The organism is Ferdinandcohnia sp. Marseille-Q9671 (genome assembly GCF_976954385.1).
In genome coordinates this window covers 348,134-365,778 of the sequence record NZ_CDRJTA010000004.1, presented here as the reverse complement: position 1 = coordinate 365,778, position 17,645 = coordinate 348,134, and the positions used below count along the sequence as shown (strand labels likewise).

24 protein-coding genes are annotated in these 17,645 nt (G+C 36.3%); 10 read left to right on the top strand and 14 right to left on the bottom strand.

The features are described 5' to 3' along the window. Nucleotides 1-109: 109 nt before the first annotated feature. Genes moaD through ACWNMY_RS17025 form a run of 5 tightly spaced genes read right to left on the bottom strand, consistent with a single transcriptional unit; the run spans nucleotide 110 to nucleotide 3,599 of the window. A complete protein-coding gene (moaD, locus tag ACWNMY_RS17045) occupies nucleotides 110-343 on the bottom strand; it encodes a molybdopterin converting factor subunit 1 (RefSeq protein ID WP_449539449.1) in 234 nt (77 codons plus the stop codon). Next, the gene (locus tag ACWNMY_RS17040) at nucleotides 340-813 is read right to left on the bottom strand and encodes a molybdenum cofactor biosynthesis protein MoaE (protein ID WP_449539448.1); all 474 of its coding nucleotides are present in this window, start codon (nucleotides 811-813) and stop codon (nucleotides 340-342) included. The genes moaD and ACWNMY_RS17040 overlap by 4 nt, the downstream gene beginning before the upstream one ends. Further along, nucleotides 810-1,325 carry a molybdopterin-guanine dinucleotide biosynthesis protein B gene (gene mobB, locus ACWNMY_RS17035; protein WP_449539447.1) on the bottom strand — a complete coding sequence of 172 codons (516 nt, stop codon included), beginning with the start codon at nucleotides 1,323-1,325 and terminating at the stop codon, nucleotides 810-812. Before mobB ends, ACWNMY_RS17040 begins: the two co-directional genes overlap by 4 nt. Next, nucleotides 1,310-2,578: a molybdopterin molybdotransferase MoeA gene (locus ACWNMY_RS17030; RefSeq protein WP_449539446.1), complete on the bottom strand. Its 1,269-nt coding sequence runs from the start codon at nucleotides 2,576-2,578 to the stop codon at nucleotides 1,310-1,312. Before ACWNMY_RS17030 ends, mobB begins: the two co-directional genes overlap by 16 nt. 58 nt (nucleotides 2,579-2,636) lie before the next feature. Further along, a complete protein-coding gene (locus tag ACWNMY_RS17025; protein WP_449539445.1) occupies nucleotides 2,637-3,599 on the bottom strand; it encodes a methyl-accepting chemotaxis protein in 963 nt (320 codons plus the stop codon). 186 nt (nucleotides 3,600-3,785) lie between these two features. Here ACWNMY_RS17025 and ric point away from each other — a divergent pair, with 186 nt between their 5' ends. Beyond that, nucleotides 3,786-4,493: an iron-sulfur cluster repair di-iron protein gene (gene ric / locus ACWNMY_RS17020; protein WP_449539444.1), complete on the top strand. Its 708-nt coding sequence runs from the start codon at nucleotides 3,786-3,788 to the stop codon at nucleotides 4,491-4,493. Nucleotides 4,494-4,691: 198 nt separating this feature from the next. Here ric and ACWNMY_RS17015 read toward each other — a convergent pair whose 3' ends face one another. The 5 genes from ACWNMY_RS17015 to modB all read right to left on the bottom strand — a co-directional run bounded on the left by ACWNMY_RS17015 (nucleotide 4,692) and on the right by modB (nucleotide 8,862). Beyond that, nucleotides 4,692-5,327 (bottom strand): hypothetical protein, encoded by a 636-nt coding sequence (locus ACWNMY_RS17015; protein ID WP_449539443.1) that lies wholly within the window; start codon nucleotides 5,325-5,327, stop codon nucleotides 4,692-4,694. 10 nt (nucleotides 5,328-5,337) lie between these two features. Next, entirely contained in the window at nucleotides 5,338-5,943 is a 606-nt protein-coding gene (locus ACWNMY_RS17010; RefSeq protein WP_449539442.1) for an SCO family protein, read from the bottom strand. Continuing rightward, the gene (locus tag ACWNMY_RS17005; protein WP_449539441.1) at nucleotides 5,936-7,417 is read right to left on the bottom strand and encodes a cbb3-type cytochrome c oxidase subunit I; all 1,482 of its coding nucleotides are present in this window, start codon (nucleotides 7,415-7,417) and stop codon (nucleotides 5,936-5,938) included. Before ACWNMY_RS17005 ends, ACWNMY_RS17010 begins: the two co-directional genes overlap by 8 nt. Before the next feature lie 12 nt (nucleotides 7,418-7,429). Then, on the bottom strand, nucleotides 7,430-7,954 hold the full coding sequence (locus ACWNMY_RS17000) for a cytochrome C oxidase subunit II (RefSeq protein ID WP_449539440.1): 525 nt from the start codon (nucleotides 7,952-7,954) through the stop codon (nucleotides 7,430-7,432). A gap of 254 nt (nucleotides 7,955-8,208) precedes the next feature. Beyond that, a complete protein-coding gene (gene modB / locus ACWNMY_RS16995; RefSeq protein WP_449539439.1) occupies nucleotides 8,209-8,862 on the bottom strand; it encodes a molybdate ABC transporter permease subunit in 654 nt (217 codons plus the stop codon). Between the two features lie 174 nt (nucleotides 8,863-9,036). On the opposite strand from modB, the gene ACWNMY_RS16990 reads away from it, so the two are divergent. Further along, nucleotides 9,037-9,744: a Crp/Fnr family transcriptional regulator gene (locus tag ACWNMY_RS16990; protein WP_449539438.1), complete on the top strand. Its 708-nt coding sequence runs from the start codon at nucleotides 9,037-9,039 to the stop codon at nucleotides 9,742-9,744. A gap of 255 nt (nucleotides 9,745-9,999) precedes the next feature. Here the strand turns inward: ACWNMY_RS16990 and ACWNMY_RS16985 are convergent, their stop codons facing one another. From ACWNMY_RS16985 to ACWNMY_RS16970, 4 genes are all read right to left on the bottom strand, one after another. Further along, on the bottom strand, nucleotides 10,000-11,124 hold the full coding sequence (locus ACWNMY_RS16985) for a TIGR04053 family radical SAM/SPASM domain-containing protein (protein ID WP_449539437.1): 1,125 nt from the start codon (nucleotides 11,122-11,124) through the stop codon (nucleotides 10,000-10,002). 322 nt (nucleotides 11,125-11,446) lie between these two features. Then, nucleotides 11,447-11,689, bottom strand: a complete 243-nt coding sequence (locus ACWNMY_RS16980) for a DUF5316 domain-containing protein (RefSeq protein WP_449540477.1) — start codon at nucleotides 11,687-11,689, stop codon at nucleotides 11,447-11,449. A gap of 149 nt (nucleotides 11,690-11,838) precedes the next feature. After that, entirely contained in the window at nucleotides 11,839-12,453 is a 615-nt protein-coding gene (locus ACWNMY_RS16975) for a molybdenum cofactor guanylyltransferase (RefSeq protein ID WP_449539436.1), read from the bottom strand. A 146-nt stretch (nucleotides 12,454-12,599) separates the two neighbouring features. Then, the gene (locus tag ACWNMY_RS16970) at nucleotides 12,600-12,830 is read right to left on the bottom strand and encodes a DUF2249 domain-containing protein (protein WP_449539435.1); all 231 of its coding nucleotides are present in this window, start codon (nucleotides 12,828-12,830) and stop codon (nucleotides 12,600-12,602) included. 193 nt (nucleotides 12,831-13,023) lie between these two features. Between ACWNMY_RS16970 and ACWNMY_RS16965 the strand changes: the two genes are divergently transcribed. The 8 genes from ACWNMY_RS16965 to ACWNMY_RS16930 all read left to right on the top strand — a co-directional run bounded on the left by ACWNMY_RS16965 (nucleotide 13,024) and on the right by ACWNMY_RS16930 (nucleotide 17,643). After that, nucleotides 13,024-13,149, top strand: coding sequence for a hypothetical protein (locus ACWNMY_RS16965; RefSeq protein WP_449539434.1), 126 nt, complete (start codon nucleotides 13,024-13,026; stop codon nucleotides 13,147-13,149). A gap of 166 nt (nucleotides 13,150-13,315) precedes the next feature. Further along, entirely contained in the window at nucleotides 13,316-14,005 is a 690-nt protein-coding gene (locus tag ACWNMY_RS16960) for a Crp/Fnr family transcriptional regulator (RefSeq protein WP_449539433.1), read from the top strand. A gap of 423 nt (nucleotides 14,006-14,428) precedes the next feature. Further along, on the top strand, nucleotides 14,429-14,680 hold the full coding sequence (locus tag ACWNMY_RS16955) for a DUF2249 domain-containing protein (RefSeq protein WP_449539432.1): 252 nt from the start codon (nucleotides 14,429-14,431) through the stop codon (nucleotides 14,678-14,680). Continuing rightward, entirely contained in the window at nucleotides 14,677-14,883 is a 207-nt protein-coding gene (locus ACWNMY_RS16950) for a DUF2249 domain-containing protein (protein WP_449539431.1), read from the top strand. The genes ACWNMY_RS16955 and ACWNMY_RS16950 overlap by 4 nt, the downstream gene beginning before the upstream one ends. A 14-nt stretch (nucleotides 14,884-14,897) precedes the next feature. After that, on the top strand, nucleotides 14,898-16,139 hold the full coding sequence (locus ACWNMY_RS16945; RefSeq protein WP_449539430.1) for a hypothetical protein: 1,242 nt from the start codon (nucleotides 14,898-14,900) through the stop codon (nucleotides 16,137-16,139). A 14-nt stretch (nucleotides 16,140-16,153) separates the two neighbouring features. Further along, nucleotides 16,154-16,453 (top strand): metal-sulfur cluster assembly factor, encoded by a 300-nt coding sequence (locus ACWNMY_RS16940; protein ID WP_449540476.1) that lies wholly within the window; start codon nucleotides 16,154-16,156, stop codon nucleotides 16,451-16,453. 230 nt (nucleotides 16,454-16,683) lie between these two features. After that, a complete protein-coding gene (locus ACWNMY_RS16935) occupies nucleotides 16,684-16,992 on the top strand; it encodes a metal-sulfur cluster assembly factor (RefSeq protein ID WP_449539429.1) in 309 nt (102 codons plus the stop codon). 405 nt (nucleotides 16,993-17,397) lie between these two features. Further along, nucleotides 17,398-17,643, top strand: coding sequence for a hypothetical protein (locus ACWNMY_RS16930; protein ID WP_400244283.1), 246 nt, complete (start codon nucleotides 17,398-17,400; stop codon nucleotides 17,641-17,643). The last annotated feature ends 2 nt before the right edge of the window (nucleotides 17,644-17,645 follow it).

The window sequence follows — 17,645 nt, the reverse complement described above, 5'->3', positions numbered from 1 at the left end:
TGAAATATCTATCATTATAAATCTGTATAAAAATAAAATCAATTGTATTTTTATAAAAGTTGTTGAGTTTTTATGCAAAAAAACCACCGTAGAGTGGTTGGTTACTAATTCAACCTCCACTTACTGGTGGAATGAGTGCTACAGTATCGCCTGTTTTAACAATATCGTCATCTGTCGCGTATTCTTCATTAATAGCAAACATGATTTGATCAAGATTTTTTAATGAGTGGTCCCGGATAAGCGTTTCTTTTAGAACGGAGATTGAAATATTATCATCGTTCAGAGTTATTTTATCTGTTCCAGCCAAGTCCTGTAGATGAGCAAAAAATAATACAGTTATCAAATTAAATCCTCCTCTTCGGGCTGCCCACTTGGATATTGTTTTGTTTCTAGTTGATCTCCAACCCACATTTCGCCATCCTCCCAGTGCTCTTTTTTCCAGATTGGGACGATTTGCTTGATGCGTTCAATCGCATATTCGTTTGCTTCATAGGCATCTTTACGATGTGGAGTAGAAACAGCTATGACAACTGCTACCTCAGAAATGTCTAGTCTACCAATTCGATGTGTAATTGCTACTTTTGCATTTGCCCATTTTTCATTGATTTCTTCCCCAATTTGAGCAAGCTTCTTTTCTGCCATTGGTATATATGCCTCATACTCTAAATGAAGTGTGCGTTTTCCCTTTGTAAATTCTCTTACAGTTCCAATAAATGTTGTCACAGCACCTGCTTCACGCCTAATGACTTTGTTTGTTACCTCTTCAATTTGAATCGGCTCTTTTGAAATTGTAAATAAATCAATATTTTTCATTTAACTTCCTCACTATGGTTAAAGATCCAACCTAAGTATTTTTCTTCATCTGTTATATGAAAGAGTGGATACATACATTGTATCGGAATCCACGAGATTACAGCTACAATATTTGTAAGTGATTTTACGAGCTCTCTATCTCCTTCATGCCTAACTAGTACAATTTTAGGATAATCCTCTCTTTTAAAGCCTTCAATGATAATCATATCATTTTCAAAAAGTGAATAAAGCTGGAGCAGCTTATCCAACGTCCAATTTGTTGACTTTGCTTCAAGTTGAAGATTTCCTCCTCCTTCCACAATAGTTGCAGTTGCTCCTGCATGAAAGTGTCGGGAGGAATCCTTTTCATAATTGGTGTTTTGAAGACTAGTCATATGTCCATGATGTTTAATGGTAGCAATTTTATGCCCTAGCCTAGTTCCGTGTTTTACCACTTTCTCAACAAGTGTAGTCTTCCCGCTATTTTGATAACCGACAATTTGTAAGATAGGGTAATTTATTCCCAAGGCCATTTACTTCCTTCCTGACCCTCAAGGTATAATACCTCAACTTCCATTCCCTTTTCAAAACCACGAGTACCACCAGGTAATACCATGAAAGCATTTGCTCCTGCTAAGGACGATACGACATTAGATTTATCGAGCCCACTTGGAGTTACAACTAATTTACCGCCATCAAAACGCAATTGGCTCCGCACAAACCTAGTAAATGGATTTGGCTTTGGAAAATCTGCATTAAGTATGGCTTTCATATTTAAAAGATGAGGTTTATTTGAAAACAATCTTTTACGAATAACAGGTCTCACTAATAATTCAAAGCCCACATAGCAAGCAGATGGATTACCAGATAGTCCAAACAGTAGCTTTCCATTTAACTGGGCAACTGTTGTGACACTGCCCGGTCTCATCGCAATCTTATTAAATAATACTTCAGCACCTAATTTTTCATAAATTGCTGGCAAATAATCATAATCACCAACAGAAACTCCACCTGTTGTTACTAAAATATCAACTTCATTTATTGCTGTTTTAACAGCCTCATAACATAGTTCAAAATCATCAGGGAGCTTCCCATAGTACAATGGTTCGGCACCAGCCCTTTGGATTTGTCCGTTAACCATATAAGCGTTACTATTGCGAATTTTCCCTGGAACTAACTCTTCGTTTACATCTAGTAATTCCGTTCCTGTTGCGTATATCCCGATTATGGGCTTCTTCGCAACTTTTACCTGATCGTAGCCAAAAGTAGCTAGAAGAGCTTTAACTCCTGGGTTGATATTACTACCTTTTTCAACAAGAACGGAGCCCTTTTTGGTGTCTTCACCTTGAAAAGAAACATTATCACCTGATTTAAATGGCCTTTTTATTGACATACATTTCTTGCCGTCACGTTCGTATTCATTTGTTAACTCAAGCATGACTACTGCGTCACATTCTGTCGGCATTTGTGCACCTGTCATTATACGTATTGCTTGAAAAGGCTCTACCTTTTTCGATGCCACAGAACCAGCCCCAATCTCTTCGATGACCTCAAATTCAACTGGCTGTTCCTGATTCGCCTCTTTTGTATCTAAAGCTCGAACCGCAAATCCGTCATAAGGTGAACGGTCAAAATGTGGAACATCGTGATCTGCTCTTACATCCTCTGCTAAAAATCTGCCGAAACTAGCTTCGATTGCAACAGATTCCTTTGTCCCTTCACTTGCATATTTCATTACACGTGACACAGCTTCTGGTACTGGTATTGGTATTCGCCTTTCTACCATATCTTTTCACTCACTTTATCTACTTTTTTCCTATTGTAGTATATTTAAGGAAAAACCACTACTTTCTTGCTGTAATTTCGTTCAGTTGGATCATTCCTTCTTCTAGCTTCTCATCAACTACCTTTGCGTCTGTGATATGCTGCGTAATCAAATTGTTCGCCTTATCAAATAGATCCTTCGTGTTTGCTATTTCTTCCATGACATCCTGTGAGTATACCTTTTGCTCCTGGATTGTATTTATTACAAAATGCACTTCCTCCTGAACAGACTGAATGACTGACAAAATATAATTAATTTTTTCAGTTGTACTCGTGCTTACCTTAATTCCTGAGAGTACAAGTCTAGTACTATTTGTCGTAGACTGTAAGGTTTCATCAATTTCTTTTTGAATCGTTTTCGTCAGTGAACTTATATGTTCCGTACTAGAAGCAGTACTTTCTGCTAATTTTCGTACCTCAGCAGCCACAACCGAAAATCCTTTTCCTTGTTCACCTGCTCTGGCAGCTTCAATCGAGGCATTGAGAGCTAACAAATTGGTTTGATCGGCTATTTCTTTTATAACTTGAACAATATTTTCTATTTCCTTTGACCGACTATTTAAGTGCGTCATCTTAAGAGTTGTGTCATTTAATTGAGTGCCCAGCTCCTTCATTATTTCTTCAACCTTCGTTACTTGTTGCTTTCCTTCAGTTGATTTTGACACCATATCTAGGGCAGCTCCAAGTAACGATTGACCGTTGTCATGTAATTTAGTCGAATTTGCGTAGGATGATAAACTTAAATGCTCCACTCGATCAAATTTTGATTTGATGTTAGCGACAAGTTCCCCAAGGACATGGTGCTGTCCGTTGACATGCTCGTGCTGTTCAATTGTTGCTACAAGTTCCTCATAAAAGCTCTTAAAGAAGATAGTTGTATTTTCTATGTGCTGTTCTCTCTCAGCTTTCATTTCATTTAATTCTATTTTAAGCTGTTCATTTTCTTTTTCCAATTCATGAAGGTACTGTTTACGGATAAACATTTTCGAACATCTCCTTGTAGCTATCTATGTTTGGCTTTATCGTACCAAACATGTCCTATTTACAACTGTGAGGTATATCACTCTTGTTTCTATTTAAGATTTTTTTGTAAGTGTGATTGTAATCACCTCATTCTACTTCCTTAAAAGCTATTCTATAAGTAGCAAACTATTTAGGAGGCAAGGAAAATGGAGCAAATATTCACAGAACAACATATTATTGGAGAAATCGTAACCGAGTTTCCAAAGGCTGGAGACCTTTTTAAATCATATCGAATTGATTTTTGCTGTGGAGGAAATCGTCCACTTAAGGAAGCGCTTGAGGAACGAAATCTTTCTAAGGATGAGGTATTAGCTAGATTAAATGCTCTCTACCTGGAAACGAAAGACCTTAATGAGAAAACAATTGATTGGAAGTCTGCTAGCTATTCTGAGTTAATAGATCATATTATAAATAAACATCATCGATATTTAAATGAAGAGCTTCCACAACTAAGCCCTTATGTAACGAAGGTTCTGCGCGTTCATGGTGGTAACCACCCACACCTTGTTAGAGTTCATTCATTATTTAATCAGTTGAAAGTCGAGCTCGAACAACACACAATAAAAGAGGAAGCTGAATCTTTTCCTCTAATTGTTACGTTTGAGAAAGAACCTACTGAGGAAAACCATATATTAGTTAAGAAACATGTGGAAGAACTAGAAGACGACCATGATGAGGCAGGTAAGATTATTAAAGAAATCCGTGACATCACTAACGATTTTCAGCCACCAATTGGTGCATGCGGAACCTATCGTCTTGTCTACCAGCGTTTAGAAGCACTTGAGGCTGACTTATTCCAACATATTCATTTAGAAAATAATATTTTGTTCCCAAGAGCTGCAGCAGGAAATTAATTGACTCCAAAGTAAACCCGCCTAGCGGCGACAAGCATAAGACAAGCGCTGACAGAAGTCGTTGTTTGTCTTCAGAAGCGATTGTCTTAGACCAGAGATCCATTTCGCCTGGAGCTAGACACCAAAAACTACGTGCAAAATTTAATACTTTCTTACCTGGTAAATCATAACCACGATTTTTAAACTAAATCGTGGTTATTATCTTTTTATTAATTTTTGATAAACCATTTCCTCTTTTACAATTAGGAACTTGTCAGTTTTCTTGTTTCTCGTTACCAACGGCTTGCCAATAAAAGCACGACCAATAAAAAGTACACAAATACCTAGTCCTACTATAAACATTGCTTTTCCTAGTTGTTGTTGGGACGTAACTAAATAATTATTGCATAATCTTACAGGTGAGACTGTATAAAGCCAGCTCATAACAAAAATCATTGAAATACCATTCGCCCAGATAAATGCTTTGCTAATTGGTCCAAGTAACTTCCAGCTATAGTACATTAAAATCCCTGCAACGAATGGTAGTGTCATATACTTTGAGATTTCCATTAATATTTCATTTAAGGCGCCATCAATTGACCGAGGTAAAAACCAATATGCTATAACGGATAACGTTACTACTATGCCAGGGATGCCATTTTCATTGAGATATCCAAATAAGGCATGCCATTTCCGCGGAAAGCCTTTTGCTAGTAAATAGCCACTACAAATAAGCAAGGGGATTTGAACAAGCATTGTTCCAATCATACTCGCCTCTAATGTTACCCTAACATATGGCATGATAAGAATTAGAAGTAATAGTAGCCCTACAAATAGATATCGATTCCGGAACATCATTTCACCTCTAGAAAAGAATAGTGTCTAAATAATTTATGACAGTTTGTGGCGACTGGTAATCAAATATATTTGTTAATTTACCCTCTGGATTAATAACATAGAAAGCTGAATTATGCTCATATCCTCCATATTCATTTGGTATCACGATTACCTCTAATGCATCTAAAACACCCTCTAATTCTTTCTTATCTTGTATTGTAGCCATTTTCCATTGATCTCCATCCGCTCCAAAATGCTCTGAATATGCATGTAAAACACTTGGAGAATCATGCTCTGGATCAAAACTTATGCTAAGTAGGACAATATCTTCTCCTCGTATATCGGCTGGGATATTTTCATAGATTTCAGCAAAGTTTGTTTCGAGAACTGGACATACATCTCCACATGACGTATACATAAACGTCAATAGCGCATATTTCTCATCTAACTCTTTTATATTAAAACTTTCATAATTAGAATCAAGTAATGTAGCAGCAGGGAGCCTTGGCTGCTCCCTTTCCAATGTAAGTATTCTAGCTTTTTCAGCTGTAAAGGCTCGAAATCCATCTGTCCCTACCCATAGCAATGATAAGCTGGCCATAAGTGCAAATAGAATACTTATACATTTACGCATGCTGACTCGGTCCTATATCTTCTCTAAAGCTACTATCAATGGATCTAGAAAAATTCCAAAAACGTAGAACAAATGTTAAAACGGCTAAAATAATAAAGATTCCAAACACGACTCCAATTCGATCAAATGGAATCCATTCTGGGAAATGTTCTGCCCATCTTCTTGGTGCCCCTGCTTTCCCGGAATAGAGGAATGAACCACATAAACCAAGGAAAAACATGACATACACCCAGAAACTGATTGCATCCAGTGATGTTTCTTTATTTTTCTTATTTACTTTTGCAAGGTAATACATAAAACCAAACAACATTGCTGTAGCACCCAATCCCATATACATATGAAAATGTCCTGGCACCCACTTCGTATTATGCATAACATGGTTAATAACAATCGTTGCATCAATAATCGCTGGTACTACACCAACCACCCAGCCAAACATTGATAAAAAAATAAAAGATGATGCAATATCCCACTTAATACCTGATCGAAAAACAATCATTAGGGCACCGTACGCAGTAACAACTAATACCGGTAATCCATTTGCATATGATAATACTTGCCCCAGGATAATCATCCATTTCGGTAGTGCGAAGTCCATTAATAAATGGTGGGGATAAATGATGATTGTAAATAACGTTGAACAGTTCCACGCGATGAGAAATGGCCGATTTGCTTTCCATGGACGATTTGTGTACAATGCCAAAATTTCATAAACAGCAATAACACCCATATATATAATTGAATTTGCAAATATATGACCAAACGCATATGTTAGGTTTTTTGCAAGCAGTGGGTCAATTGTAATGGTTGGTATAAATAGATTTATAAGGCTCATAACTAAAATGGTTGCCCCAGATACCAGTGCTGTGATGTTCACAATCACAACCATTGTACTCGCTACAACAGCCGCAGGAGGACCATAGCCTTTCTTTTTCCCAAAGACAATTGACCAGCCTAACCCGCCTCCTAAACTCCCATATTGTTTAATAATTGCTCTTGCAACATCTAAATACAGTAATAAAAATCCAACACCTATTACAAGCATACCTCCAAGATATAGAGCTGCTCCTACAACTCCCCATCCTCCAGCCGAAATTGCAGGTAATGGATACAAGAAAGTCCATCCCCCCGCAAAGTCAAAGCTGAAGATACCTACCAATACCATTGCTACCCCGATAATAAAGAAGATAAAATTTGAAATAAAAATCCCTTTGTTTAGTTGAACATATTTGCTTAGGAAGTACCACATAACTGCTGCTGCAGACAATGCTGATGCACCTACCATACCGGTTCCATGGACCGTTAGAATTTCATAAAAGAAACCTGGATCAACATCAATCATATTTCCTTGTGCAAGTAACATTAAGACTCCAAATATCATCATAAGTAAAATAACTAGACTGCCAGTTAGTAGATACATGATAAGCGTTCGATTTTGGGAGGGTTTTGAATCTCCCATTGTAATAGTAGCCATTGAAAGTCCCCCTTAGTTTGTAACGGCAATTTCACCAATCATTACATGGTGAGCTAATCCACAGTATTCCAAACATAAAATTTGATATGTCCCTGGTTTTTCAAAAGTGTAGAAAACATTATTTGTATAGCCAGGCATCGCCTGTGTTTGCGCCAATAGATTCATATCTTTGTCATAAATACCAAATCCGTGATTTACATCAGCACTTGTTACATGGAATTCAATCGGCTCCCCTACCTTGAATTCTGTCTGACTCATATTCCAACCAAATTGAATTGCCTCCACATTTACCAAGATAGGATCTTCTCCTTCTCCGTATACTGGTCGTTCGAAAGGTAAATCCTGTAGCGTGAAATAAGTTACTGTACCCAATACAATCAGAAGAACAATGAAATAAGCTGTTCGAAAGCGATACCACTTTTTCTGTATACCTTCATACGCTATCCTTTTGTTGGTATTCAAAACCACAAAAATAAAAATGATTGCAATAAATGTCATTAACAGTATTGAAAGATACCATGCAGCTGTTTGATACAATAGATAACCCTCCTATAAATAGTGTTCAAAAAATGATTCGAAAAGCGAGGAAATAAAGGAAAGGTAGACTCTAGGACCAAAGTGGTCGAGTGCCAACCCAATTAGTAACTTATCATTTGGTGACTTTTTGAACATCCTCTGTTAAGCTATGTATTTCTCTCTCAATAAAAGTTTCACATATTACAGATCCATAAATCTGTTAAGTTTGTCACAAAATAGAAAAAGACACATTCTTGTCAAGAATGTGTCTTTTTCTATTTAATTAAATATGTCGCTGCTAGCATTAAAAATGAGATAAAAATCGTCGTAATAACCCATAGCCAGGCCAATTCCATATTCCCACTGTCTATGGCTACATAAATAGCTGTCGGTAATGTTTGTGTCTTCCCAGGTATGTTTCCTGCGAACATAAGAGTTGCACCAAATTCTCCCAAGGCACGTGTAAAGCTTAAGATAAAGCCTGTAATGATAGCTTTTATTGATAAGGGAATGGAAATAAATAGAAAGATAGAAAATTCATTTGCTCCATCTGTCCTAGCAGCATCCTCAATGTCTGTTTCTACTGATTGGAAGCCTGTCTTTACAGATTGATACATGAGCGGAAATGCAACAACAGTCGAAGCAATAACAGCCGCCCACCACGTAAACATGATCGATTGACCCGTTACGTTTTCAATAAATACTCCCACAATACTATTTCTCCCAAAAATAACAATTAATAAAAAACCTACTACTGAAGGAGGTAGTACAAGTGGTAGCATCAAAATTGTTTCTACAATAAGTTTTCCCCTAAACTGTCTACGCGCCATCGATTTTCCTGCTAACAAACCAAGAAGTAAGACGATGCAACCTGATGTGATTGCAATCGTTATAGATAGTTTAATAGGGGACCAAAAAAGCTGTTCCATAGCTAAGACCTCAATTGTTAAAAAATGTTCATATAGTATCTATTTCTTTTGTAGCAAAGGTTTATGCTCTATTTTTATAAAAAGTGTGATTTATGTAACACCCACTAGATAGACTACCATTATATTATCACAATAGAACAAAATATAGCATTCTAACGTAAGAAGGTGTTATCTATGAATCAAAGAGAGACAATACAGAAACCCACTCTTTCACATGAATTAAAAGAGCTTTTACAATCTGCCAACCATACTCTCAAAGTAGAAAAAGGTGCTTCTCTATTTAGAGAGGGAATGAAAGCATCAGAATTATATCTTATTCTATCCGGTCGTGTAAGAGTTAGCAAAGGAACATCTGATGGTAGTGAATTATCGCTTCGTATATGCGGCCAAAATGAAATTGTTGGAGAATTAACATTGTTTACAGATGATCCAAAGTATTTATTTGATTGCCGTATTTTAGAAGATAGTGAAATAGCCGTTATTCAAAAGGAAGTCTTAGAAAGAAAACTTTTTGAAAATACCAGTCTTGCATTTGAATTCATGAAATGGATGAGTGATCATTTTCGAAAAACGCAAACTAAATTTAGAGACCTCGTCTTATTGGGAAAGAAAGGAGCACTTTATTCGACACTAGTTAGGATGACAAATAGCTATGGGGTTAATAAAGAAAATGGTATTTTGATTAACCTTCATTTAACAAATCAGGAGTTGGCTAATTTTTGTGCCACAACAAGGGAAAGTGTGAACCGAATGCTGCATGAATTGCGTGATAAACATGTAATTACTGTTTCAAAAGGATATATTACCATACACGATTTGGCCTATATAAAAAATGAAATACAATGTGAAGATTGTCCAGCAAAATATTGTAGTATTGAATAAGTAAAGGCCCATGGAAATGGGCCTTTCAGAGTGTAGACAAAGTCAGTACTGACTTTGTCTACACGATTTTTCACAGTACTTCTAAAAATAAATTACTTTCCCCAGACTGTCTTGAAAACACTTGTCAGACAAGGCGCGCAGTCGATCGAAGACGCGAATAGAAGTTGCCTTCATGAGCGGACGAGAGAGGCAAGCAACGCTGTATGCGAGCGTTTGTCAACAGTCTGAAAGGCCCATGGAAATGGGCCTTTGTTCTTATCTTGCAGTTTTTTCTTTAGTACGAAGAGCTTTTGGAATATATACACAGAATGGTTCACTCTCCATATAATCTCCCGTCATGGCATACGCACGAGAACGTGAGCCACCACATACATGTCTGAATTCACATACTCCACATTTTCCTTTATACTTATCAGGATTGCGAAGATCTTTGAATATAGGTGATTCACGATAAATTTCAGCTATTGGAGTCTCACGAATATTACCAGCTTTTACAGGAAGCAAACCACTTGGATACACGTCACCAATATGAGAAATAAAGACAAATCCGTTTCCGTCATTTACACCTTGTGGGGCTCTTCCAAGTCCATCAATTTGTCCAGTCTTTCCTTGCATAAGCGCATCTTCATATCGAATTTGTTTTTCGATGTCTTTTGTTTCCCGCATTTTTGATTGGATTACAACACGTCTGTAGTGCTGAGCAGCCGTTGTTTTTATATCGAATTTCACACGCTTACTTAAATCATATAGCCAACGAAAGACCTGCTCATGTTCAACTGGGGAAATCATATCTGAATCCTTTCCGCGTCCAGTGGGTACAAGGAAAAAGACACTCCATAAAACACAATCCAGATCCTCTACTAACGTAGCCATTTCATCTAAAACGTGAAAATTATACCTTGAAATAACTGTGTTGATTTGGATGGGGATTTCAAGTTCATGCAAATACCTAATTGCATTCATTGTTAAGTCAAACGATCCCTTTGTGCCTCTGAAATGATCATGTATTTCTGCAGTCGGGCCGTCTAGACTAAATGCCCACCTTGCTAGTCCAACTTCCTTTGCTTTTTCAATTGCTTCTTTTGTCACATTAGGGGTTGCACTAGGTGTCATAGACACACGTACACCTTTTTTAACTGCATAATCTGCAATATCATAAACATCAGGGCGCATTAAAGGGTCCCCGCCAGTGAAAACAAGCATTGGATTATTCATTTCATAAATTTGGTCAATTAGGTTTTTACCTTCTTCAAAAGAAAGCTCTCTTGGGTCTCTTGTATACTGTGCTTCCGCACGACAGTGTAGACATTTAAGCTGACAAGCCCTTGTCAGCTCCCAAATCACAATAAATGGATCTTTATTATAGTCCCTTTCAAACATGAGGCCATCCTCCTTTTGTAATGTCCACATTTTATCACTATAGAAAAGTGAATTATGTGAGGCATATCACACAAAAGGAAGGTGTCCAAAATTGTTCACAAATCTAGTGGAGGTTATGGAGCCCACCTAATTAAAGAAAACAAGCCGATACCAGAAGATTATTTTTCTAGTATAACTCGCATAGTTTCTTATCAATTAACTGGACTATAGAACCTCTGCCACTTAGAGCAAACATTTGAATATACTTTATGTTCAATCTTTCTACACGGTTAAAGAAATTATTTTGAAGTTAACTAATCGAAGAATATATAATGAAGAAATATTACATGTATTTGAGGGTTAAAGCCAGTGCTACAAGTAGGTTAGGAACCCCCAAGAGGAAAAATATATACGAATACCGAAATTTCCTTTTTCGGTCTTTCTTAGGTTCAGTATAATAATTCGCTCTTGCACGATCTCCGCTTACAAAAGTTTCTGATACAATTCCTGCTAACAATAAACAAATAATCCCAAGTGTGCCAGAGATAACAGAATACGCTTCAAATTGTTGAGTAGACAAACCCATAAAAAATAGAAGTCCAGAGGTTATAATGCCTAATAATAAGCCTACTCTCAGAATAATCCCTCCTTCCAAAAGTACCTGGTACTTCTATTTTATCGTATTTTTCTGATAATTATGTGTATACACCTCCATTTTTTAAACATTTAGAGTTTCTACCTTGAATCATTTGGCCTCTGCTTTGCTTTTTCATATTCTTCTTTATTGTTAATATTCTCAAACTCTAATCCTTGTAACTCCAAATTGTCATTTGTTACATACCTCACGTTACAAGAATCCAACAAAAAGCTTAATTTAAACCTTTTCTCGAATAGCAGTTCTTCTATCCTTTGTGCAACTCTTGAATGATAAATCGCGACTAATGGTTGCTTCCTTCCATCGATGACTGGAACAACCGCATCTATGTCTTTGTTAGTTGTATATGAGATAAGTTGTTTTACTAGGTTATTGGTAACAAAAGGAGTATCACATGGCAAAACAACATACCAATCTGCTTTGTCCTCTTTCATGGCGGTTATTAATCCTGCTAAGGGACCATATCCTTGGAACTGTGGTACATCTTGCACAATTTTTAAGGTAACGTGTTTCTGAAACTGATTGATTAGTCTAGGATGGCTTACTATATTAATGTTATCTACATTACCCTGAAGTGCATCGATCGCATATTCGAAAAAATATTTATTATGAAGTGTAGCAAATGCTTTAGGGCTTCCAAACCTTCTAGATTCCCCACCTGCTAGAATAATCCCCATTATATTTTGTTTTTTCACTGAAATCTTCCTTTTTTCTTCATATTATCACGAAGGATAGACAAGACCAAACTGATTCTCTTAATAAGGCTACAATTCAACCAAAAAAAAATGTAGACAAATTCAGAAATGACATTTGTCTACATAGTGAGAGATTAAAAGAATTCTTATCTTTTACCGATTGCAACCCGCCATACTTCTGGGCCTTCTTCAAGATATTCCCATGTGAATTCATCGCTTCGTTCCATCATAAACTGATATTGAAGTGGTCTTGGATCATGGTCATTTGTAAGTTCCATGATTTCACCTGATTGTAGGCTATCAAATGTTTTAAAGATTGTTGGATGCTTATCCTTCGGTGCATAATCTGGCGCATTTACTTTTGCTGCAAATACCATTTATAATTCCTCCTTTTGTTTTATGGGTTCATTGTATCGAAGGCCTTTACGTGATGTAGTGAATCTTATCACTGTGTTGATATGTTTTTTATCATATCTCTTTTCAAAATATGGGATAATAAAAAAAGAGATTACCACGTGCATCTTGTATAACCTCCTTGATTCGTGGATAACTAATGACGAGGTGAAACAGATGAAAGAATTAGTAGGAAATTGTGCCGAATGTGATAAAGAGATTTATTGTTTGGAAGGCTTCATTAATGGTGTTGTACTTGAAGATAAAAAAGGAATTTTGTGTTTTGATTGTGCAGAAGAATAAGTCAAAACAATATTGATTAACTAGGAGACTGATTCTCCTAGTTTTTTTGTGTCTATTTTTTGAATAGTGATCATGATTCGCATCACATGTGATGCAAATCACAGTCTCAAAACGGGAGATTGCTACACTTAAGATAAGGTACTTTTAATTACAAGGAGTGAAGTTGATGGGACTACCATCTATACAGGAACAATTAAAAACAGTTCCTCTTTTTCGAGAATTAACTCGTGAAGAACTTGAACCTATTATCGAGATTTCTCAGTCACGATTATATAGACAAAAAATGTTTGTATTTATGCAAGATGATCCCCTAGATCGTGTATTCTTCATTCAATCTGGTAAGGTAAAGATTTACAAGTCAGATATGCACGGAAAGGAACAAATTGTCTCCGTACTCGAAGCTGGGGAAATGTTTCCACATGCAGGCTTCTTTAGAAAAGGGGGATATCCTGCTCATGCAGAAATAATGGAGGATGCAACTATTATCTATACTCCAATTGATAAGTTTGAGGAAATATTGATAAAGTACCCGGAACTTTGTATTAAAATCTTCAAAGTTCTTGGTGAAAAGATTATCGACCTACAGAAACGATTAGAAGAGCAAATCCTATTAAACACTCAAGAACAAATTGTGATGCTGTTGCTTCGATTATGTAGGAGTAATGGTGAAAAAATAGGAAATCGTTTTAAGCTTACTACTCAATTTACGAATCGTGAACTAGCCAATATGATTGGAACAACGCGCGAATCTGTAAGTAGAACAATCAGTGTGCTAAAAAAGAAGCACATTGTTGACATCACTCCTGATGGTTATTATTTGTTGGATCATATGAAGCTTCACGATGAGATTTTTTAGACCAACGGGTAGAGGTTTTTTTCGTCTTTTGATGTTCTCTAAACTTGTGACAACGTCTAACACTTATTTGTATGGGAATTGGTTACTTATGTAACTACCTGTGATTACAGTCACAACATTCTGCATTGAAAATGATTATCATTAGTATATAAATGTTTTTCCTTTATTCAGTGGAGTTACCTGCTTCTATAAGTGTTTGGGATTAATGCATAGGAGTAATCAGTACAGAATTGTCTATACACAGACTGAATAAAGGTAAGGTCTCGGCGAATACCTCGATTTTTTAAAAGGGATTTTTCGAGTACAAGACAAAGACTAAATAATCCACATTCTGTGGCAAAGTCTTATGAACTACCACGTGTTTTGCCTAAAAATCGAGCGCGAATACGCAAAGGCTTATTTAAATAAGGGGGAGATAATACCATGAGTCAAGTAGAATCAAAAACAGTGGAATTAGATGTTAGAGAGGATCTGAAAAATAAAATTGAACCTTTTCAAAAGATTATGGAGGCTGTAAAAACGTTAAATGATGGGGATATATTTATTTTACACGCTCCATTTAAACCTACTCCATTATTTCCAATATTAAAAGCAAAAGGTTTTTCAAATGAACCAGAGCAAATTGACAAAAAACATTGGAAGATTACCTTTGTTAAAAGAGGTGGCAATAAATGAAGTTAGATAACCGAGGTCTTGAACCACCACAACCTATGATGAGAACGTTAAAAGCACTCGAGAAGTTAAAAATGGGTGAAACCCTATCAATCATAAATGACCGAAGACCCATGTTTTTGTATGAACAGTTAGATGATCTCGGCTACAAACATTCAACAAAACCAAATCCCGATGGCGGCTTTCAAATAGATATTACGAAATAAGGAGCTGCTTGCAAATGTTACCTCAATTATCAAATGAAACGGATATTAGGCTGCCGCTTTCATTCATTATTTTTAGCGTTGTTGCCTTACTGGCTTCCCAAATCATTCTACTATTTAACGGCCATATGATGATTGAGGGAAATTTTCGAACACCTGCCCTACTCTCATCTGCTCATCTATTAATTCTCGGATGGGCTTTAATGGTAGCTATGGGAGCAATGTATCAGCTTGTACCAGTAGCCTTTTTAACACCTATATGGAACGAGAGGTTCGGCTTTGTCCAATTTTGGATAACAGCAATAGGCTTTGGAGGATTCGGGGTCACTCTTTCCTTCTCACCTACCATATCTATTTTTACAGGTAGCCTCGCTGTCAGTGGCATCTTATTATTTCTCATTCAAATGTTTATGACAATGCGGAATCAAGCGAAAAAGAATATATTAACCCTGTTTGTAGGGAGTGCTCTCTTTTGTTTGCTACTAACAATCACACTAGGCATTTTATTGATTGTTAACATGGGTATTGGAATCGAGAATTTTAATCATCTCGCCGTGTTAAAAAGTCATATATTACTTGGTGTAGCTGGTTGGTTTACATTCTTAATCTTTGGTTTTTCCTATAAAATGGTTCCTATGTTCTCATTAGCACATGGTTTTACAATGAAGCCGGCAAAATGGGTATTTATTATTTACGGACTTGGTTTACTTGTTGCGATATATAGCTTTGCAGCAGAGACTTCCTATTTATTACAGGCAGCAATGAGTTTACTATTCCTAGGATTTGCAATTTTTACGTATCATATTTCCACTATTATCAAGGTGAGATTAAAGAAAAAATTAGATAAGCCATTTATTTTCTCGTTAGTAGCGATTGGATTTGGACTAATTCTTCATTTTTGTGGGATGGTTCTTTCTTTCTTTCCAGATTTTTATGAGTATTTTGGTTTTTTTATTTTCTTATACATTTTATTATGGATTGCGAGTAGCATTCTTGGGTATTTGTATAAAATAATTCCTTTTCTCTGGTGGACCCACCGTTACAGTAAGCTAATGGGAAAAAGAAATGTACCTCCTTTAAAACAGCTGATTGATGAAAAAATGGCGATTCCTATTTTTACAGGTGTTGTTATTGGAAGCGTTGGTGTAGTGTTAGCGATGGTTACTGAGCAATTGCTCATTTTCACAATAAGTCAAAGCCTTATCGTCGCCGCATCTATCTTTTTTATCTATACAATTATGAAAGTACTTTTTAAATAAAGGAGTTCATTATGATGGAATTAGAAGACAAAATTCTTGAACAGTTAAAACATGTAATTGATCCTGAATTAAATATTAATGTTGTTGATTTAGGACTTATTTATAACATCGAAATTAAAGAAAATATGAATGTATTTATAGAAATGACATTAACAACACCAGGTTGCCCTTTACATGATAGCATCACTAGTGGTGTAAAGCATGCAGTCACTGACATTGAAGAAGTTAATGATGTTGAAGTCCTTATTGTCTGGCATCCTGCCTGGTCACCTGACCGAATGTCATCAGACGCAAAAAAACAATTAATGGGATAATAGGTAGAGGTGGAGGACTTCTGCTGAATAAAGGTATTGTATTTCACTTTCTTGTTATGTTTCGTTATACTTAAGAAAAGCACAAGGCGACTGCTTATCGGCAACAAACATAAGACATGCACTGACAGAAGGCTTCCTTGCTTTCAGAAGCAAATGACTTAGACCCGAGAGCCGATGGCTTCTTGAGCTAGACATAAAAATAAGCTATTTCCAAAAAGGAGTGTTATATAATGGATGAAGCATTAAAAGAAAATATTATGGGTGCATTAGAACAGGTAACTGACCCTGAATTAGGGATCGATATTGTAAACTTAGGTCTTGTTTACGATGTGGACATGGATGATGAAGGTGTTGCAAAAGTTTCTATGACGTTAACATCAATGGGTTGTCCACTTGCTGGAACAATTGCAGCCGATGTAAAAAGCGTTCTTTCTGATTTACCTGAAATTAAAGATGTTGATGTGAATATCGTTTGGAATCCACCTTGGAACAAAGATATGATGAGCCGTTACGCAAAGATTGCTCTTGGCATTAGATAATGAGATAAACGAAAGCCTTTTTCAGCCTTGAAGAGGATAAGACAAGACGCGAAAAGTTAGCTCTTTGACCTTTTTGACTAATTGGTTTATCAAAAAGACTAGGCGCCGAGCTGGTCAGAGCAAAAAAGAAACGTGTCAACTTTAGTAACGGGTTCCGATAAGGGAGAGAAACTCTACAATTAGAATGGTAATTAGCAGACTAATTCGCATAGCGATTTGGTCTGCTTTTTTTATTGCTATATCAACGTTTGGAATGAATTAGCAATGGAAATAATTATACTATTAGCATATGAATTTTTAGGAGGGCAATAGTTGTTGTCCGCTGTAAAATTGTTGTGCTAAAATCATTGCTAAAACATATGTTAAAAAGATAACCATTTTACAGAAAGGAATTGAAATAATTCGATGAAGAAATTCAACTATATAAAGCCTAAAAACCTTAATTCAGAGCGGGTGAACTGGGTTATCTCAGAACAAACAAGAAACATTGTAGCTGCATTTTCGGAGTACAGTGAATACACCGAAAGTGAAGTTGTAGATGAATTTTTAAAGAACATCCTTACTGATGAAGAGTTTGTTGATTGGGCTATGAAAAAACGAAATAATAAGCGATTGCTTAAACAACTTGGGTTAGAAGAAATGGAGGTTTAATG